This window comes from Microbacterium sp. KHB019 (assembly GCF_037285405.1).
Classification (GTDB): domain Bacteria; phylum Actinomycetota; class Actinomycetes; order Actinomycetales; family Microbacteriaceae; genus Microbacterium.
The window spans coordinates 1-15,901 of the sequence record NZ_JBBDHF010000003.1 but is presented as its reverse complement, the minus strand read 5'-3'; the positions used below and the strand labels follow the sequence as shown (position 1 = coordinate 15,901).

The window sequence follows — 15,901 nt, the reverse complement described above, 5'->3', positions numbered from 1 at the left end:
AGGAGCCCGTCAGCGTGTGGAGCGGACGAGACCCGCTTCGAGGTCGGCGAGCAGGTCGCTGATGTCCTCGATGCCGACCGAGAGACGCACGACGTTCTCGGGAACCGCGAGCTCGGTGCCGCGAACCGACGCGTGCGTCATGTCCGGCGGGTAGCCGATCAGCGACTCGACCCCGCCGAGCGACTCCGCGAGCTGGAACAGCTCGGTCGATTCGGCGAAGGCGCGAGCGGCACCCTGCCCTGCGGCGAGACCGAGCGACAGCATCCCGCCGAACCCGCTCATCTGGGATGCGGCGATCTCGTGCCCGGGGTGGGACGAGAGTCCGGGGTAGTACACGGTCTCGAACTCGGGGCGGGAAGCAGCCCACTCCGCGATCGCCTGGGCGTTCGCAGAGTGCTGGCGCATCCGCAGCGCGAGGGTCTTGATCCCGCGGGTCGTCAGCCACCCGTCGAGCGGCGCTGAGACGGCTCCGACGGCGAACTGCTGGAACTTGACCTGCTCGACGAACCGGTCATCGCCGAAGATCACCGCTCCTCCGAGCACGTCGGAGTGCCCGCCGAGGTACTTGGTGGTCGAGTGGACGACGAAGTCGGCGCCGAGGGCCAGCGGGCTCTGCAGGGCGGGTGAGGCGAACGTGTTGTCGACGACCACCAGGACCCCGGCCGCATGCGCGATTTCAACGGTCTTCGCGATGTCGACGATCTTGAGCAGCGGGTTGCTCGGCGTCTCGATCCAGATGATCTTCGTCTCCGGGCGCAGCGCGGCGCGCAGCGCGTCGGCGTCGCCGAGCTCGACGATCGAGGATTCGACGCCCCAGGCCGCGTGCACCTTGGTCAGCAGCCGGTATGTTCCGCCGTAGACGTCATTGCCCAGCACCACGTGGTCGCCGGGCTTCAGGATGCCGCGCAGCAGCGCGTCCTCTGCCGCGAGGCCCGAGGAGAACGACAGCGCTCGGATGCCGCCCTCGAGAGCGGCGAGCTGCGTCTCGAGCGACGTGCGGGTCGGGTTGCCTGCGCGGTTGTACTCGTAGCCGTCCCGGAAGCCGCCGATGCCGTCCTGAACGTGCGTGGAGGCCTGATAGATCGGCGGGATGATCGCTCCGGTGACCGGGTCGGGTTCCTGGCCGGCATGGATGGCACGAGTGGCGAAGGCGTGATCGGACATGTCTTCAGCCTACGTCGCACCCGCTCCCGGCATCCGCCTGTTACGTCGCCGGACGCGTCCGAACCTCAGCGCGCGAGGTAGGCCACGAGGTCCTGTCGGGTGAGCACGGTGTGCGGCCGTCCGTCGACGGTCACCAGCAGGGCGTCGGCGTCGGCGAGCGCAGCGCGCGCGTCGTCGACGGACGTGTGGATGCCGACGAGCGGCAGCTGCTCGCCGATGTGCGCCGCCAGTGCATCGGCGGGCTTCGCCTCTCCGCGGAACAGCAGATCGAGCAGTCTCCGCTCATCCACGCTTCCCACGACCTCGCCCATCATGACCGGCGGTTCGGCGCTCAGTACGACCAGCTGCGACACGGCGAACTCGGTCATCGTCGCGATCGCGTCGTGCACGGTGTCGCTGGGGTGGGCGTGGACGAGATCCGGGATGGCCGGGCCCTGGGCGCGACGGGCATCCAGCACGTCGGCGACGGTCTCGCCTGCGTCGACGTCGCTGAAGCCGTACGAGCGCATCCACGAGTCGTTGAAGATCTTCGAAAGGTACCCGCGACCGCCGTCCGGCAGGAGCACGACCATGACGGCATCCGCCGGCAGGCCTTTCGCCACGCGGAGCGCCCCCGCCACCGCCATGCCGCTGGATCCGCCGACGAGGATCCCCTCTTCCCGTGCGAGACGTCGGGTCATCGCGAATGACTCGGCGTCGTCGACGGCGACGATCTCGTGGGGGACCTTCGGGTCGTATGCCCCTGGCCAGATGTCCTCGCCGACGCCCTCTACCAGGTACGGGCGGCCGGTCCCGCCGGAGTACACGCTGCCCTCCGGGTCGATGCCGACGATGCGCACCCGATCGTCGGACACGTCGCGCAGGTATCGACCGGTGCCTGTGATGGTGCCACCGGTGCCGACGCCGGCGACGAAGTGCGTGATCCTGCCGTCGGTGTCGCGCCAGATCTCGGGACCGGTGGTCTCGTAGTGACTCCGGGGGCCGTTCGGGTTCTCGTACTGGTTCGGTTTGAAGGCGCCGGGGATCTCCTCGGCGAGCCGGTCGCTGACGCTGTAGTACGACTCCGGGCTGTCTGGGGCGACCGAAGTGGGGGTCATGACGATCTCGGCCCCGTAGGCGCGCAGCACGTCGATCTTGTCCTCGCCGACCTTGTCCGGCAGCACGAACACGCACTTGTAGCCGCGCTGCTGGGCGACCAGGGCCAGACCGACGCCGGTGTTGCCGCTGGTGGGTTCGACGATCGTTCCCCCGGGCTTCAGGTCGCCGGACTCCTCGGCGGCGTCGATGATGCGCCGCGCGATGCGGTCCTTCGCAGACCCTCCTGGATTCAGGTACTCAAGCTTGACGAGCACGGTGCACTCCACGCCCTCTGTGACATGCTGCAGCTTCACGAGGGGGGTGTTGCCGACGAGGTCGACGATGTGCTCCGCGTAATCCATGTGCACAAGCGTAGACGGCGCGGACCTCGTCGGCTGGTGACGTTACCCCTTGGTCGCTCCGGCCATCAGGCCGCGGACGAAGAATCGCTGCAGGGCGAAGAACACGATCAGCGGGACGATGATCGAGATGAATGTTCCGGCGGACTGCAGGAACCACTTGTTCCCCCACGTGCCGGACAGCGAGTTCAGCGCCTGCGTGATCGGCAGTGCACCCGGCGAGGCGAAGATCGTCGCCACGAGCAGGTCGTTCCACACCCACAGGAACTGGAAGATGCCGAACGAGGCGATCGCCGGCATCGCCAGCGGCAGGATGATCCGGAAGAACACCTGCCCGTGGCCTGCACCGTCGACTCGCGCGGCCTCGACGATCTCGCCGGGGATCTCGGCGATGAAGTTGTGCAGCATGAAGGTCGCCAGCGGCAGCGCGAAGATCGCGTGCGCGATCCACACACGGGCGAAGCTGTAGCTGACGTCGTTCAGGCCGAACCCGGGGAAGATCATGACATCGCCGATGGTGAGGCCGTCGGAGAACAGGCTCAGCAGCGGCACGAGCGCCATCTGCAGCGGCACGATCTGCAGCGCGAAGACGAAGACGAAGAGCATGCTCCGTCCCTTGAAGTCGATCCACGCGAACGCGTAGGCGGCCAGGGCCGCCATGACGATCGGGAAGACCGTCGCCGGGATCGTGATGGCGAGGGAGTTCACGAAGGCGGATGCCAGGGTGGTCGACGTGCCACCGGCGTTGAGCGCCTGCATGTAGTTGTCGAACGTGAATTCGGGGTCGGTGAACGCCGTCCACCATCCGGTCGACTGGGTGTCGGCGCCGGGTCGGAACGACGTGACGAGGAGTCCGAACGTCGGGATCGTCCAGAAGATCGCGATGATCGCCGCGGCGATCGTCGCCCCCTTCGAGGTGAGCTTCTTATGGGCGATCGCCTCGTTGCGCCGGGTGTCGCGCGCGACCTGGCGCTTGGTCCGGTTGTCCGTGACGACGGCTTGCGTGGCACTCATCAGCGGATCTCCCTCTGCTTGCGCATGGCCTGGGCGTTGTAGATGATCAGGGGCAGCACGAAGATGAACAGCACCACGGCGAGTGCGGAGGAGTGTCCGTAGCTCTGGAAGCGCTGCTGCTGATTGACCATCTCGAAGCCGAGGACGGTGGTGTCGTCTCGGCCGCCGGTCATCACGGCGACGATGTCGTAGACCTTGAGCGATGCGATCGTGATCGTGGTGAGCACGACGATCAGGGATGACCGGATGCCGGGGACGGTGACGTTCCGGAACCGCTGCCAGGCGTTCGTGCCGTCGAGCTCGGCTGCTTCCATCTGCTCGATCGGCACGGCCTTGATGGCCGCTGAGAGGATGACCATGGCGAACCCGGTCTGGGTCCAGATGAAGACCACCAGCAGCATGAGCGTGTTGATGATCGGCTTCACCGCGAGCCAGTTGACTGGATCGCCGCCGAACATCGTCACGATCGCGTTGAGCAGGCCGAGCTGATCGCCCTGACGGTAGTCGTACATGAACTTCCAGATGATGCCGGCGCCGACGAACGAGATCGCGACCGGCATGAACACCAGGACCTTCAGCAGCTTCTCGCCCCGGGCCCTGTCGATGAAGACCGCGTACGCGAGGCCGATGCCGACGGCGATCGTCGGCGCTAGAAGGGCCCAGATCAGCGTGTTGATCACGGACGCCGCGCCGGTGGGGTTCGTGAAGACCCAGAAGTAGTTCTCGAGGCCGACGAAGTCCGTACCGGTCTTGTCGAAGAAGGACTTGAAGAATGTGGAGATCGCCGGATAGATGAGCCCGAGCAGCAGCATGATCGACGCGGGAGCCATGAACAGGATGAGCTGGAACAGGTACCCCGCCCCCTGCCGCGATCGGTAGTCGGCGAAGAAGAGCAGCCCACCGGCCAGCAGCGCGATGGCCACGACGTAGAGCAGCGCGTTGGAGTACGGTCGCAGCAGCAGGAACGCCAGCACCGGGATGACGAGGCAGGCGATCAGGCGCATGATGAAGTAGCCGCGGCCGGCGCGGGGCGCGTACTCGATGAGCACGAGCACGATCGCGACGACGATGCCGAACAGCACGAGCACGACGGGGATCTGCAGCAGCGGGTGCAGCCCGCCCATCCAGATGAACAGGCTGTTCAGCGAGAACCCGATCGTGATGCGCTGCGGGTCCTCCACGGGTGCGCTGATGAGCAGGAGGAAGATCAGGGCTGCTATCAGCACGAATCCGACGACCACGACGACGCGCGTGATCGTGCGACCTCGCGGATCGGTGCCGTGCAGCTTCGCGGACACCTCTTGCGTCGCGTGGGTCTCCGCGACTGGTGCCTCGTCAGCGGCAGTGTGCGACATGGACACTCCTTCTGAGTACGACTCTGGACTCGAGTGGTGCGGTTCGCGGGACCGGGCAGCGCCCGGTCCCGCGAACCGTCATGTCTCGAGAATAGGGACTGCTAGTTCTCGTAGCCAGCCTGGATGTCGGAAAGCACCTGATCGGTTGCCTTTCCGTCGATCCAGTCGACCATGCCCTTCCAGAACGAACCGGAGCCGACCGTGGACGGCATCAGGTCAGAGGCGTCGAAGCGGAAGACCGTGGAGTCGTCCTGCATGATCGTCATGGCTTCCTGAAGGAACTCGCTGGATGCCAGGCTGGGGTCCGCGTTCTTGTTGGCGGAGATCACGCCGCCGAGCTCGACGCGGGCGTCGGCGAACTCAGGGGATGCCATGAACTCGAGCACCTTCTGCGTCGACTCGTCGTCGGAGAAGCCGGCGACGAACTCGCCGCCACCCTCGACCTGAAGCTCGCCAGCGGTCTCACCCGGCATCACGAACGCGTAGACGTCGCCGTCGGGGGCGACGGTCGGCGTCTCACCGTCGGCGTTCTGCACGTCGAGGAAGTTCGCTGACAGGAAGGAGGCCTGGTGCGTGAGAGCGCAGCTGCCGTCAGCGACCTTCGCCGCGACGTCGCCGAAGGCGGTGGAGTTGATGCTCTTCACCTCGCCGTAGCCGGCGTTGACGTAGTCCGGGTTGAGCAGGATCGAGCCGACCGCGTCGAACGCCTCCTTGATCTCGGGGTCGGTGAACTTCACGTCGCCGGCCACCCAGTCGTCGTACACGTCAGGACCGGACTGGCGCAGGACGAGGTCCTCGATCCAGTCCGTGCCGGGCCAGCCGGAGGCTGCGTCGGAGGCGAAGCCGGCGCACCATGCGGGGCCGCCCGTCTTCTCGACGATGGTGTCGGTGAGCGCGATCATGTCGTCCCACGTCTCGGGGACCTCGACGCCCCACTCGGCGAAGCTCGCCGGGGAGTACCAGACGTAGCCCTTGAGGTTCGCGAGCATCGGCGCAGCATAGAACGTGTCGTCGAACGTGCCGTAGGTCTTCCAGTCCTCGGACCAGTTCTCGTCGACGGCGGCCTCGACGGCCTCAGGGGCTGCCATGACCTTGCCGGTCTCGACGAGGGTCTTGAGCAGACCGGGCTGCGGGACGATGGCGATGTCAGGAGCGTCGCCACCGGTGACCTTGGTGACGATGTTGCCCTCGAAGCTCTTGTCACCGGTGTACTCCACCTTGATGCCGGTGTCCTCGGTGAACTTGTCGAACGACGCGTTGAGGTCGTCCGCCTCGATGCCGGTGATGCCACCCGAGATGCGAACGGTCTTGTTGCCGGCGTCTCCGCCGCCGTCACCGGACCCGCCCTCGGCACAGCCGACGAGCGTGAGCCCCAGAACCGTCGGAATTGCAAGGGACGCGAGCAGGACGCGCCGCTTGGACTGACTCATGAGTGCCTCCTAGAGTGACGCAGGAGATCTTCCTGCGCTGGGGTCAGCGATGACCACCTGTGCCCAATCTATTCCCAAGAGAGCGCTCCCACAACCTTCCGAAGGTCACGACAACACAACCTTCTTGGCGCGGAATGCACGACGAAGGCCCCGGGGCGAACCCCGGGGCCTTCGTGATGCGAGAACGCGATTACTTGAGGGTAACCGTGGCGCCGGCGGCCTCGAGGACCTCCTTGGCCTTCTCAGCCGACTCCTTGTTGGCGCCCTCGAGGACAGCCTTCGGAGCACCGTCGACGACGGCCTTGGCCTCGCCGAGGCCGAGCGAGGTGAGCTCGCGGACAGCCTTGATGACCTGGATCTTCTTGTCGCCGGCAGCCTCGAGGATGACGTCGAAGGAGTCCTTCTCCTCTTCAGCCTCGGCACCGGCACCCGCGCCCGCAGCGCCGGCAACGGCGACGGGTGCAGCAGCGGTGACGTCGAACTTCTCCTCGAACGCCTTCACGAACTCGCTGAGCTCGACGAGGGTCAGGTCTGCAAACTGCTCGAGCAGCTGCTCAGTGGTGAGCTTCGCCATGATGTATCTCCTAGATTGATGGGGTTTGTGGAACGAGATCGCCGGTCGCTCACGCGGCCTGTGCGGTCTCCAGCTTTTCGCGAAGCGCGTCGATGGTCGCGGCAGCCTTGCCCATCGTCGCCTTCATCATGCCCGCAGCCTTCGCAAGCAGAACCTCACGGCTCTCGAGCGAGGCGTACTTGTTGACCTCGTCGGCGGTGAGGGCATTGCCCTCGAAAACGCCGCCCTTGATCACGAGAAGCGGGTTGGCCTTGGCGAAATCACGAAGAGCCTTCGCGGTGGCGACGAAGTCGCCGTGCACGAACGCGACAGCCGACGGACCCTTGAGGTCGTCGTCCAGCGCGGAGATCCCAGCCTTGTTGGCGGCGATCTTGGTCAGCGTGTTCTTCACCACGGCGTACTCGGCGTCCTGACGGATGCTGTTACGCAGCTCCTTGAGCTGGGCAACCGTCAGACCGCGGTACTCGGTCAGCAGGACGGCGTTCGAGTTCTCGAATGACTTCGTGAGCTCGGCAACCGATGCATCCTTCTGCGCCATGGTCACTCCTTGGTGGGTACGGGATGCCTCACGTTCGTGAGACATCGACCTTGGACCGCGCATGCAAACAAAAACGCTCCGGCGCAAGCGACGGAGCGTGGAATCCAGTTTCCTGGAGAACGATCATGTCCCCTGCGCGGGCCCCTGCAGTGCAGTGCTTCAATCGCCTGACGCTTGCGCGCACGACGATGACCAGCGGTCTTCGGTTACGACAACTGTACCTCACGGGCCTACCTCTGCCAAATCGCGCGCGTCAGCCTGCTCGCACGCCTCCCCGGCGGTGCGCCGCGCGCCCTGAGTGCCCGGCGAGCGCGTCAGCGGCCCGAACGAGCGCGAGGTGGGAGAACGCCTGCGGCACGTTCCCCGCCTGCCGTGCTCCGCCGACGTCGTACTCCTCCGACAGCATCCCGACGTCGTTCACGAGGGAGACGAGACGGTCCATCAGCGCGTGCGCGTCGGCGGTCCTGCCGCTGGCCGCGTACTGCTCGACCAGCCAGAAGCTGCAGGCGAGGAACGGATGCTCGCTCCCGACGAGGCCGTCGACGCCGGACGACGTGCGATACCGCATCAGCAGCCCGTCACGCACGAGCGTCCTCTCCAGCTGTTCGACGGTGCGCAGCATCCTGGGATCATCGGGATCGCAGTAGCCCACCTGCGGCAGCGTCAGCAGCGAAGCATCCACCTCGTCGGTGTCGTAGTGCTGCAGGAAGTAGCCGTCAGCGTGGACGCCACGCTGATCGATCTCGGTCCGCAACCTGTCGCGCGCCTGCTCCCAGCTGTCCGCCTCGCCGTCCAGACCGTGCTCGCGCACAGCCCGCACTCCGCGGTCCAGGGCCGCCCACATCATCACCCGCGACTGCGTGAACCACCGGAGTGGTCCGCGGATCTCCCAGATGCCGTTGTCCCGACGGTCGACGTCCGCCATCACGCGTTCGATCAGAGCCCGCTGCAGCGGCCATGAGGACGCGGACTCCTCGAGGCCCGCGATCCGAGCCGCCTCAAGCGCGACGAGCACCTCCCCGAGGACGTCGCCCTGATACTGGTCGACCGCGCCGTTGCCGACTCTCACCGGTGCGGCGCCATCGTAGCCGGGCAGACTCGCCACCTCGCGCTCCGCAAGATCGCGCTCCCCTGCGATGCCGTACATGATCTGCACCTCGGCCGGCTCCCCCGCCACGGCGCGCAGCAACCAGCGCCGCCAGTGGTGCACCTCTTCGAGGAAGCCGTGAGCGATCAGCGATTCCAGCGTGAGCGCGGCATCCCGCAGCCAGACATACCGGTAGTCCCAATTCCTCGAGCCGCCGAACTGCTCCGGTAGCGAGGTCGTGGGAGCGGCGACGATGCCGCCGGTATCGCGATGGGTGAGAGCCCGCAGCACCAGCAGCGATCTCACGACGGCATCCTGATACGCCCCATCGCGCTCGATCGGGCTCGCCCAGCCCTGCCACCAGGCGCGAGTCCGCGCGATCGCATCCTCGACATCCAATGGCGGCGGCTCCACTTCGTGCGAAGGATGCCAGGTGAGAACGAGATCGCGATCCTCGCCGCCGACGACGGAGAAGTCGGCGCCGTGGACATGGTCGGATGCGGCGAGCGCGATCCCGCGGACGATCACCGCGTCCGGCCCGGCTATCGCGCTCAGCGCCGGGGCTCCCTCCTGCCCGACCTGTCGCACCCAGGGCAGCGCCCTGGCGTAGTCGAAGTGCATGCGCAGCTCGGTGCGAAACTCGACAGTGCCCCGCACACCGACGACGCGTCGGACGAGATCCGTGCGGTCCTCCGTCATCGCCAGGAACTCATGCACCTCGGCCGCGCCGCTCGCCGTCTCCCAACGTGTGACGAGCATGAAAGTGTCGGGCTGGTACCGTCGCTGCACTGTCGCCGATTCATCGCGCGGACGCAGCGTCCAGCATCCGTGCGTCGGGTCTCCCAGCAGCGCGCCGAAGATCGACGGCGAATCGAAACGCGGCAGACACAACCAGTCGATCGCCCCGTCGCGGGAGACCAGGGCCGCGGTCCGACAGTCGCTGAGCAGTGCGTAGTCCTCGATCGGCGCCGGCATCGCCCGATTCTCGCACGCCCTTCGTTCCGATGCGAGCGGTGGGATGCTGGGTGGTCGGGATGTGAGGCTGGTCGGGATGCGGGGGGCGCGTTACGGTTGGCGCATGGATGCCGCCACCACACTCGTCCTCTTCGGAGCCACCGGCGACCTGGCCTCGCGCCTCCTGCTCCCCGCGCTCGGCCAGCTGCTCACGGTCGAGCCGGACCGCCGGGTCCGCCTCATCGGCGCCGGCACGCAGGACTGGACGGATGCCGACCTGAAGAAGGTCGTGCAGACGGCGTTCACCGCCTCGGATGCGGCGGACGCCGTCGAGCGCGTCGAGATCGAGTACCAGAAGGCGGACATCACGACGGCCGCCGATCTGAAGCGCCTGCTGAAGGGGCTGTCGGGGCAGGTCGCGCTGTACTTCGCCGTTCCGCCGTCGGTCGCTGCCGCGGCGTGCGAGGCGATGACTCCCGAGATGCTGCCCGACGGGGTGATGCTCGCGCTGGAGAAGCCGTTCGGCACGGATGAGACGGGTGCCCATGAGCTCAACGCCCGGATCGCAGCGCTCGTCCCCGAGGAGCAGGTGTTCCGCGTGGACCACTTCCTCGGCAAATCGACGACGCTGAACCTGCTCGGCGCGCGGTTCGCGAACCGCCTGCTCGAGCCGCTGTGGTCGGCGGAGAGCATCGAGTCGGTCAGCGTCGTGTACGACGAGAAGCTGGGGCTCGAGGGCAGAGCCGGTTACTACGACGGCGCGGGTGCGCTCGTGGACATGATCCAGAGCCACCTGCTGCAGGTGCTCGCCGTGATCGCCATGGAGCAACCGGCCACGATCGGCGAGGCGGACTTCCGCGAAGCCACCTCTGCCGTACTGCGGGCGACACGGGTGTGGGAGGGCGATCCGACCGCATCCTCACGGCGCGGACGCTACACGGCAGGCAGCATCGACGGTGTGGACAAGCCCTCGTACGTCGACGAGCCGGGCGTCGATCCGTCGCGCGGAACCGAGACGCTCGCTCAGGCGACGTTCGAGGTGCGCAACGCCCGCTGGGCCGGCGTGCCGTTCACGCTGAGGTCGGGCAAGGCCATCGGCGACCCTGCGCGGGAGATCACGATCCGATTCCGAGCCGTCCGCCACGTGCCGGAGGGTCTGCGCGGCGCGGCCGACGGCGCCGTGCTGCGCTTCTCGCTCGGCCCCGACCGGATGTCGCTGGAGTTCAACGTGAACGGCGCCAACGACCCGCTGGTCCTCGAGCGCGCGACGCTGTCGGCCGACCTCGGCGCCGGCCAGCTGCTGGCCTATGCCGAGGTGCTCTCCGGCATCCTGGACGCCGATCCGATGCTGTCCGTCCGCGGTGATGCCGCAGAGCAGTGCTGGCGCATCGTGCAGCCGATCCTGGAAGCGTGGGCGAAGGACGAGGTCCCCCTCGACGACTACAACGCCGGATCGCCCGGCCCCGCGCACTGGCCGTTCCTCGGCTGACCGCACCGCCCGCTCCACGGTCGCCGCAGACGATCCGGTTAGCTCGGCGCGGCAGCGTCGTCGAGGTCTGCGGTGCGGGGTAGCCTCGAATGGTGACTCCGGAACTCCAGGCTCGAATCGTCGCGGACTCCCGCGACCGGGTCGCCTGGCTCCGGGCTCGGGCGCGCGGCATCACCGCGACCGATGTCGCCGGGCTCTCCAGCGAGAAGTCGATCATCCGCGCGGCGGACGCGAAGCTCGGCGGCGGAGCCCGCTTCGGCGGCAACGCGTACACCGATCACGGACGCCGGCGCGAGCCCGAGATCGCCGCGTGGGTCGCCGCAACGCACGGCATCCGCCCCTCGTCGGCGCTGTTCCGCGCCGAGATCGAGCAGCGTCATCTCGCCACCCCCGACGGCATCGTCCAGGATGCCGGTGGCCGGATCCTGCTCGCCGAGATCAAGACCACCAACAAGAACTGGCGAACGATCCCGCGCACCTACCTCCGTCAGGTCTGGTGGCAGCAGCACGTGCTCGGCGCCGAGCGCACGCTGTTCGTGTGGGAGGAGCACGACGACTTCCGGCCCATCGACGACGAGCCGCGGTGCGTCTGGATCGACCGCGACGAGCGCGAGATCGATCAGCTCGTCAGGCTCGCCACGAACCTCATCGACGAGCTCTACCACCGCACCACCGGCAACCGCCCGCCGAGTGCGCGTCCCGCCGTCGCATCCCGTCGCGATGCTCTCCGCGAACGCGACGCGTTCCGGGCACTGGCACTCGCCGACTGAGCTGCCAGGATTCACCGGCCGCGGGTCAGTTGCTCAGAGTCAGCGGCGCAGGACGCGTGCCGCCTCCTGCGCGACCTCCGCCGCGATCGCGTCCAGCAGCGTGGAGCGCAGGTTCCACTGCTGCCAGTACAGCGGCACGCGCACGGGCTCGCCGCCCAGGGGCCTGACTGCTCCGGATGCCAGCGCCGCGCTCAGCTGCGGCTCCGGCAGCATCCCCCAGCCGAGGCCCAGCGTCACGGCCTGGGCGAAGTCGTGCGATGCAGGAACGTAGTGACGCGGCACCCTGTGCGCGTCGACGCCGCGGGACGCGAGCCACTGCTGCTGCAGCGCGTCCCGGCGGTCGAAGTCCACGAACGGCGCCACGCGAAGGGCGTCGACGCCGATGCCGTCGGCGAACCAGCGCTCCGCGAATGCGGGCGTCGCCACCGCCTCGTAGGTGAGGATCCCCAGAGCCGAGACCGTGCAGCCTGTGACCGCAGCGGCCTCTGAGGTCACAGCCGCCATGACCTCTCCGGACTCGAGCAGGCGGGCTGTGAAGTTCTGGTCGTCCCTGTGCAGGTCGAAGTCGATGTCGTGCGCTGCGCTGAGGCGCGCCAGCGGGGCGAGGAACCAGGTCGCCATCGAATCGGCGTTCACGGCGAGCGGCACGCTCGCCCTCGCGCCGGACTCGTCCATCCCGAGTTCGGAGAGAGCCTCGTGCTCCAGAAGTGCGATCTGCCTGGCCATGCGGACGATCGCCTCTCCCGACGGAGTGACGGTCGCCGGGCGGCCCCGGACGACGAGCACGCGGCCGAGTTGCTGTTCGAGCGTCTTGAGACGCTGGCTCACGGCCGACGGGGTGATGCTCAGCGCGCGCGCCGCGGCCTCGAGACTGCCGCCGTCGACGATGGCCGCGACCGTGGATGCGAGTTCGGGAGCGATGGACGACATGAAGCAAGGCTAATGGAACGTAAGATTCCTGCGCTGGCTCTTATGGTGCGCGCCGCCTAACGTCGAAGGGTGCTCTCCTTCCTCGCCGGGCTCGGTCTCGGCCTCTCCCTCATCGTCGCGATCGGCGCGCAGAATGCGTTCGTCCTCCGTCAGGGCATCCGCCGCGAGCACGTGCTCGCCGTGATCATCATCTGCGCACTGTCGGATGCCGTGCTCATCGTGGCCGGCGTCGCCGGGCTCGGGTTCCTCATCGAGCGGATGCCGTGGCTCGTCGTCGTCGCGCAGTGGCTGGGCGCGGCGTTCCTGCTCACCTACGGCCTGCTCGCTGCCCGGAGAGCACTGCGCGGCACTGATCTGGGATTGAGTGCACAGGCCCTGACGCGAGCGCGCCCGGGCGGCCGGCTCGTCCCCCTGGTGCTGACGGTACTCGCGCTCACCTGGCTGAACCCGCACGTGTACCTCGACACCGTGCTGATGCTGGGCTCGATCGCCGCCACGCACGGCGACGAACGCTGGATCTTCGCGGCCGGAGCCGTCGTCGCCAGCATCGTGTGGTTCACGGCGCTGGGCTACGGCGCCCGCTACCTCGGTCGCTGGCTCAACACCGCACGGGCGTGGCGAATCCTCGATGGCGTCATCGCGGTGATCATGATCGCCCTGGCCGTGAGCCTGATAGTGCAGGCGGTCAGCGGCTGATCAGTTCGCGTCGCCGTCGCCGGATGCCGGCGTGGCGCCGTCGCGTCCGTCAGCATCGAGCGGTCGCATGATCCGAGCGAGGAAGCGCTTCGTGCGCTCGTGGACCGGGGCGGTGAACAGCTGGTCCGGCGGCCCCTCTTCGAGGACCACTCCCCCATCGAGGAACAGCACGTGGTCGGCGGCCTCCCGCGCGAACGCGAGCTCGTGCGTGACGACCACCATCGTCCAGCCCTCGTCCGCAAGCTCCTTGATGACGAGGAGCACCTCGCCGACGAGTTCGGGGTCGAGTGCACTTGTCGGTTCGTCGAACAGGAGCAGAGCGGGTCGAAGCGCGAGCGCGCGCACGATGCCGACGCGCTGCTGCTGACCGCCGGAGAGTTCATGCGGGTACGCGTCCTCCTTGTCGGCCAGGCCCACTCTGTCGAGCAGCCCCCTCGCCGCGGCGATCGCGTCCTCCTTGGGAACGCCGTGCACGCGCCACGGCCCCTCGATGACGTTCTGGAGCACCGTGAAGTGCGGGAAAAGATTGTGATGCTGGAACACCATCGCCGAGCGATCCCGTAGCGCGAACCGGGTGGGCTTGTCCAGGCGCGCCGAGAAGTCGATGTCCGGCCCGCCGTCGAGGGTGAGAGTGCCGGCATCCGGCGTCTCGAGTCCGTTGAGCGAACGGAGGACGGTGGTCTTGCCGGATCCGCTCGGGCCGATGAGCACCACGACCTCCCCACGGTGCACCGTCAGGTCGAGACCCTTGAGCACCTCATCGGAGCCGAAGCTCTTGTGGAGTCCCCGTGCGGAGAGAAGGGGCTGCTCCCCGATGGAGCGCGGTCGGTCAGTGCGCGACATGACGGTCGAGCCTCCTCTCGAGCAGGTTCTGTCCGGATGCCAGGACGAGGCAGAACACCCAGTACACGAGTGCTGCCGTGAGGTACACGGCCATGAACTTGTAGTTGAACGCAGCGATCTGCTGGGCAACGCGGAACAGCTCTGTCACGAGGATCAGCGAGGTGAGGGAGGTGTCCTTGACAAGCGAGATGAACGTGTTCGACAGGGGCGGGACGGACACACGTGCAGCCTGCGGAAGGATGACCCTGGTGAGGGTGCGAGTGCGCCCCATGCCGACTGTGTACGCAGCCTCCCACTGGCCCTTCGGAACGGACAGGATGGCCGCGCGGATGACCTCGGCGGCGTAGCCGCCCACGTTCAGTGAGAGCGCGATGACGGCGCTCGGCCACGGATCGACGACGACGCCGATGGACGGAAGCCCGTAGAAGATGACGAACAGCTGCACGAGCAGCGGCGTGCCGCGGATGATCGAGATGTAGACGCGGGCGATCACGGACAGAATGCGGTGCTCGGAGATCCGCATGAGCGCGGCTCCGAGTGCGAGCGCCAGCCCGATCGCGAACGAGATCAGGGCCAGTGGGATGGTTGCGACCAGGCCGGCCAGGGCGATGGGCCCGACCGAGCTGAGGAACACATCCCACAGATCCATGGTTACTCGGTGACGTCGGCGCCGAAGTACTTGTCGCTGATCTCAGCGAGGGTGCCGTCTTCGCGCAGTTCGGCGAGGGCGCCGTCGATGGCCTCGGCGAGATCCGTCTTGTCCTTGCTGAAGACGAAGGCCGACAGCCCGGCCTCGTCGGTCTCGGCCGCGATCTTCAGGCTGGTGTCGCCCTCGGTCTTCTCGTAGTCGAGGAACGTGAGCTTGTCGTTGATCGTCGCGTCGACGCGCCCCTGCTTGAGGAGAGACACAGCCTGCGCCCATCCCTCGACGCCTTCGACTTTGGCGCCGCTGGAGGTCGCGAGCTCGTTCCAGTTGCTGGTGAGCGACTGTGCGGTCGTCTTGCCGGCAAGGTCGTCGAACGAAGTGATCGAGTCATCGTCGGCGTTCACGACGATGACGCCGGGAGAGACGGTGTACGGCTCACTGAAGAGGTAGTTCGCCTCGCGCTCGTCGTTGATCGTGACCTGGTTGGCGATCAGGTCGAAGCGCCCGGCATCGAGTCCGGCGAAGATCGCATCCCACTGGGTCTCTTCGAACTTGATGTCGAGGTCGAGCTTCTCGGCGATCGCCTCGATGATCTCGACGTCGTACCCGACGAGCTCCCCGGTACCGTCGCCCTCGTGGAAGCTGAACGGACGATAGGTGCCCTCGGTCGCAACCGTCAGAGTGCCGCCCGCGATGAGACCGTACTCGTTGTCGGCGTCGCCGCCGGAGCTGCCGTTCGCGCCGCAGCCGGTCAGTGCCAGACCTGCGATGACGAGAGCTGCTGCAACGGTGACGACGCGACGCGACATATGTGGTTGACCCTTCCGGTCGATGATCGCCTTTCGGCGTGTTAACGCAAAATGGCCACCCTGCTTTGGGTGGCCATTTTGACTAAAAGGAGTCCGGCGGTGTCCTACTCTCCCACAGGGTCCCCCCTGCAGTACCATCGGCGCTGTGAGGCTTAGCTTCCGGGTT

15 protein-coding genes and 1 rRNA gene are annotated in these 15,901 nt (G+C 67.3%); 3 read left to right on the top strand and 13 right to left on the bottom strand.

Annotated features, from left to right (window positions below):
* Positions 1 to 9 precede the first annotated feature (9 nt).
* The 8 genes from KHB019_RS11240 to KHB019_RS11205 form a co-directional block, all read right to left on the bottom strand.
* Positions 10 to 1,164 carry a cystathionine gamma-synthase gene (locus KHB019_RS11240; RefSeq protein WP_337459008.1) on the bottom strand — a complete coding sequence of 385 codons (1,155 nt, stop codon included), beginning with the start codon at positions 1,162 to 1,164 and terminating at the stop codon, positions 10 to 12.
* Positions 1,165 to 1,229: 65 nt separating this feature from the next.
* On the bottom strand, positions 1,230 to 2,603 hold the full coding sequence (locus tag KHB019_RS11235; protein ID WP_230103656.1) for a cystathionine beta-synthase: 1,374 nt from the start codon (positions 2,601 to 2,603) through the stop codon (positions 1,230 to 1,232).
* 42 nt (positions 2,604 to 2,645) lie between these two features.
* Entirely contained in the window at positions 2,646 to 3,614 is a 969-nt protein-coding gene (locus KHB019_RS11230) for a carbohydrate ABC transporter permease (RefSeq protein ID WP_230103657.1), read from the bottom strand.
* Complete coding sequence (locus KHB019_RS11225; RefSeq protein WP_230103658.1) at positions 3,614 to 4,969, bottom strand: carbohydrate ABC transporter permease; 1,356 nt, start codon at positions 4,967 to 4,969, stop codon at positions 3,614 to 3,616. The genes KHB019_RS11230 and KHB019_RS11225 overlap by 1 nt, the downstream gene beginning before the upstream one ends.
* A gap of 101 nt (positions 4,970 to 5,070) precedes the next feature.
* Positions 5,071 to 6,399: an ABC transporter substrate-binding protein gene (locus tag KHB019_RS11220; RefSeq protein ID WP_325471946.1), complete on the bottom strand. Its 1,329-nt coding sequence runs from the start codon at positions 6,397 to 6,399 to the stop codon at positions 5,071 to 5,073.
* A gap of 190 nt (positions 6,400 to 6,589) precedes the next feature.
* Positions 6,590 to 6,973 carry a 50S ribosomal protein L7/L12 gene (rplL, locus tag KHB019_RS11215; RefSeq protein WP_230103660.1) on the bottom strand — a complete coding sequence of 128 codons (384 nt, stop codon included), beginning with the start codon at positions 6,971 to 6,973 and terminating at the stop codon, positions 6,590 to 6,592.
* Positions 6,974 to 7,022: 49 nt separating this feature from the next.
* Positions 7,023 to 7,511 (bottom strand): 50S ribosomal protein L10, encoded by a 489-nt coding sequence (rplJ, locus tag KHB019_RS11210; RefSeq protein ID WP_175985310.1) that lies wholly within the window; start codon positions 7,509 to 7,511, stop codon positions 7,023 to 7,025.
* A 253-nt stretch (positions 7,512 to 7,764) separates the two neighbouring features.
* Positions 7,765 to 9,618, bottom strand: coding sequence for a glycoside hydrolase family 15 protein (locus tag KHB019_RS11205; protein WP_337459158.1), 1,854 nt, complete (start codon positions 9,616 to 9,618; stop codon positions 7,765 to 7,767).
* Positions 9,619 to 9,676: 58 nt separating this feature from the next.
* Between KHB019_RS11205 and KHB019_RS11200 the strand changes: the two genes are divergently transcribed.
* Complete coding sequence (locus KHB019_RS11200) at positions 9,677 to 11,041, top strand: glucose-6-phosphate dehydrogenase (RefSeq protein ID WP_337459007.1); 1,365 nt, start codon at positions 9,677 to 9,679, stop codon at positions 11,039 to 11,041.
* A gap of 92 nt (positions 11,042 to 11,133) precedes the next feature.
* The gene (locus KHB019_RS11195; RefSeq protein WP_337459006.1) at positions 11,134 to 11,811 is read left to right on the top strand and encodes a YqaJ viral recombinase family protein; all 678 of its coding nucleotides are present in this window, start codon (positions 11,134 to 11,136) and stop codon (positions 11,809 to 11,811) included.
* 39 nt (positions 11,812 to 11,850) lie between these two features.
* Here the strand turns inward: KHB019_RS11195 and KHB019_RS11190 are convergent, their stop codons facing one another.
* On the bottom strand, positions 11,851 to 12,741 hold the full coding sequence (locus KHB019_RS11190; protein ID WP_337459005.1) for a LysR family transcriptional regulator ArgP: 891 nt from the start codon (positions 12,739 to 12,741) through the stop codon (positions 11,851 to 11,853).
* 69 nt (positions 12,742 to 12,810) lie between these two features.
* Between KHB019_RS11190 and KHB019_RS11185 the strand changes: the two genes are divergently transcribed.
* Positions 12,811 to 13,437 carry a LysE/ArgO family amino acid transporter gene (locus KHB019_RS11185; RefSeq protein WP_337459004.1) on the top strand — a complete coding sequence of 209 codons (627 nt, stop codon included), beginning with the start codon at positions 12,811 to 12,813 and terminating at the stop codon, positions 13,435 to 13,437.
* Here KHB019_RS11185 and KHB019_RS11180 read toward each other — a convergent pair whose 3' ends face one another.
* From KHB019_RS11180 to rrf, 4 genes are all read right to left on the bottom strand, one after another.
* The gene (locus tag KHB019_RS11180; protein ID WP_337459003.1) at positions 13,438 to 14,280 is read right to left on the bottom strand and encodes an amino acid ABC transporter ATP-binding protein; all 843 of its coding nucleotides are present in this window, start codon (positions 14,278 to 14,280) and stop codon (positions 13,438 to 13,440) included.
* Positions 14,267 to 14,929, bottom strand: coding sequence for an amino acid ABC transporter permease (locus KHB019_RS11175; RefSeq protein WP_230103667.1), 663 nt, complete (start codon positions 14,927 to 14,929; stop codon positions 14,267 to 14,269). The genes KHB019_RS11180 and KHB019_RS11175 overlap by 14 nt, the downstream gene beginning before the upstream one ends.
* 2 nt (positions 14,930 to 14,931) lie before the next feature.
* Entirely contained in the window at positions 14,932 to 15,735 is an 804-nt protein-coding gene (locus tag KHB019_RS11170) for an amino acid ABC transporter substrate-binding protein (RefSeq protein WP_337459002.1), read from the bottom strand.
* Positions 15,736 to 15,826: 91 nt separating this feature from the next.
* Positions 15,827 to 15,901, bottom strand: a 5S ribosomal RNA gene (rrf, locus tag KHB019_RS15135); the annotation flags it as partial.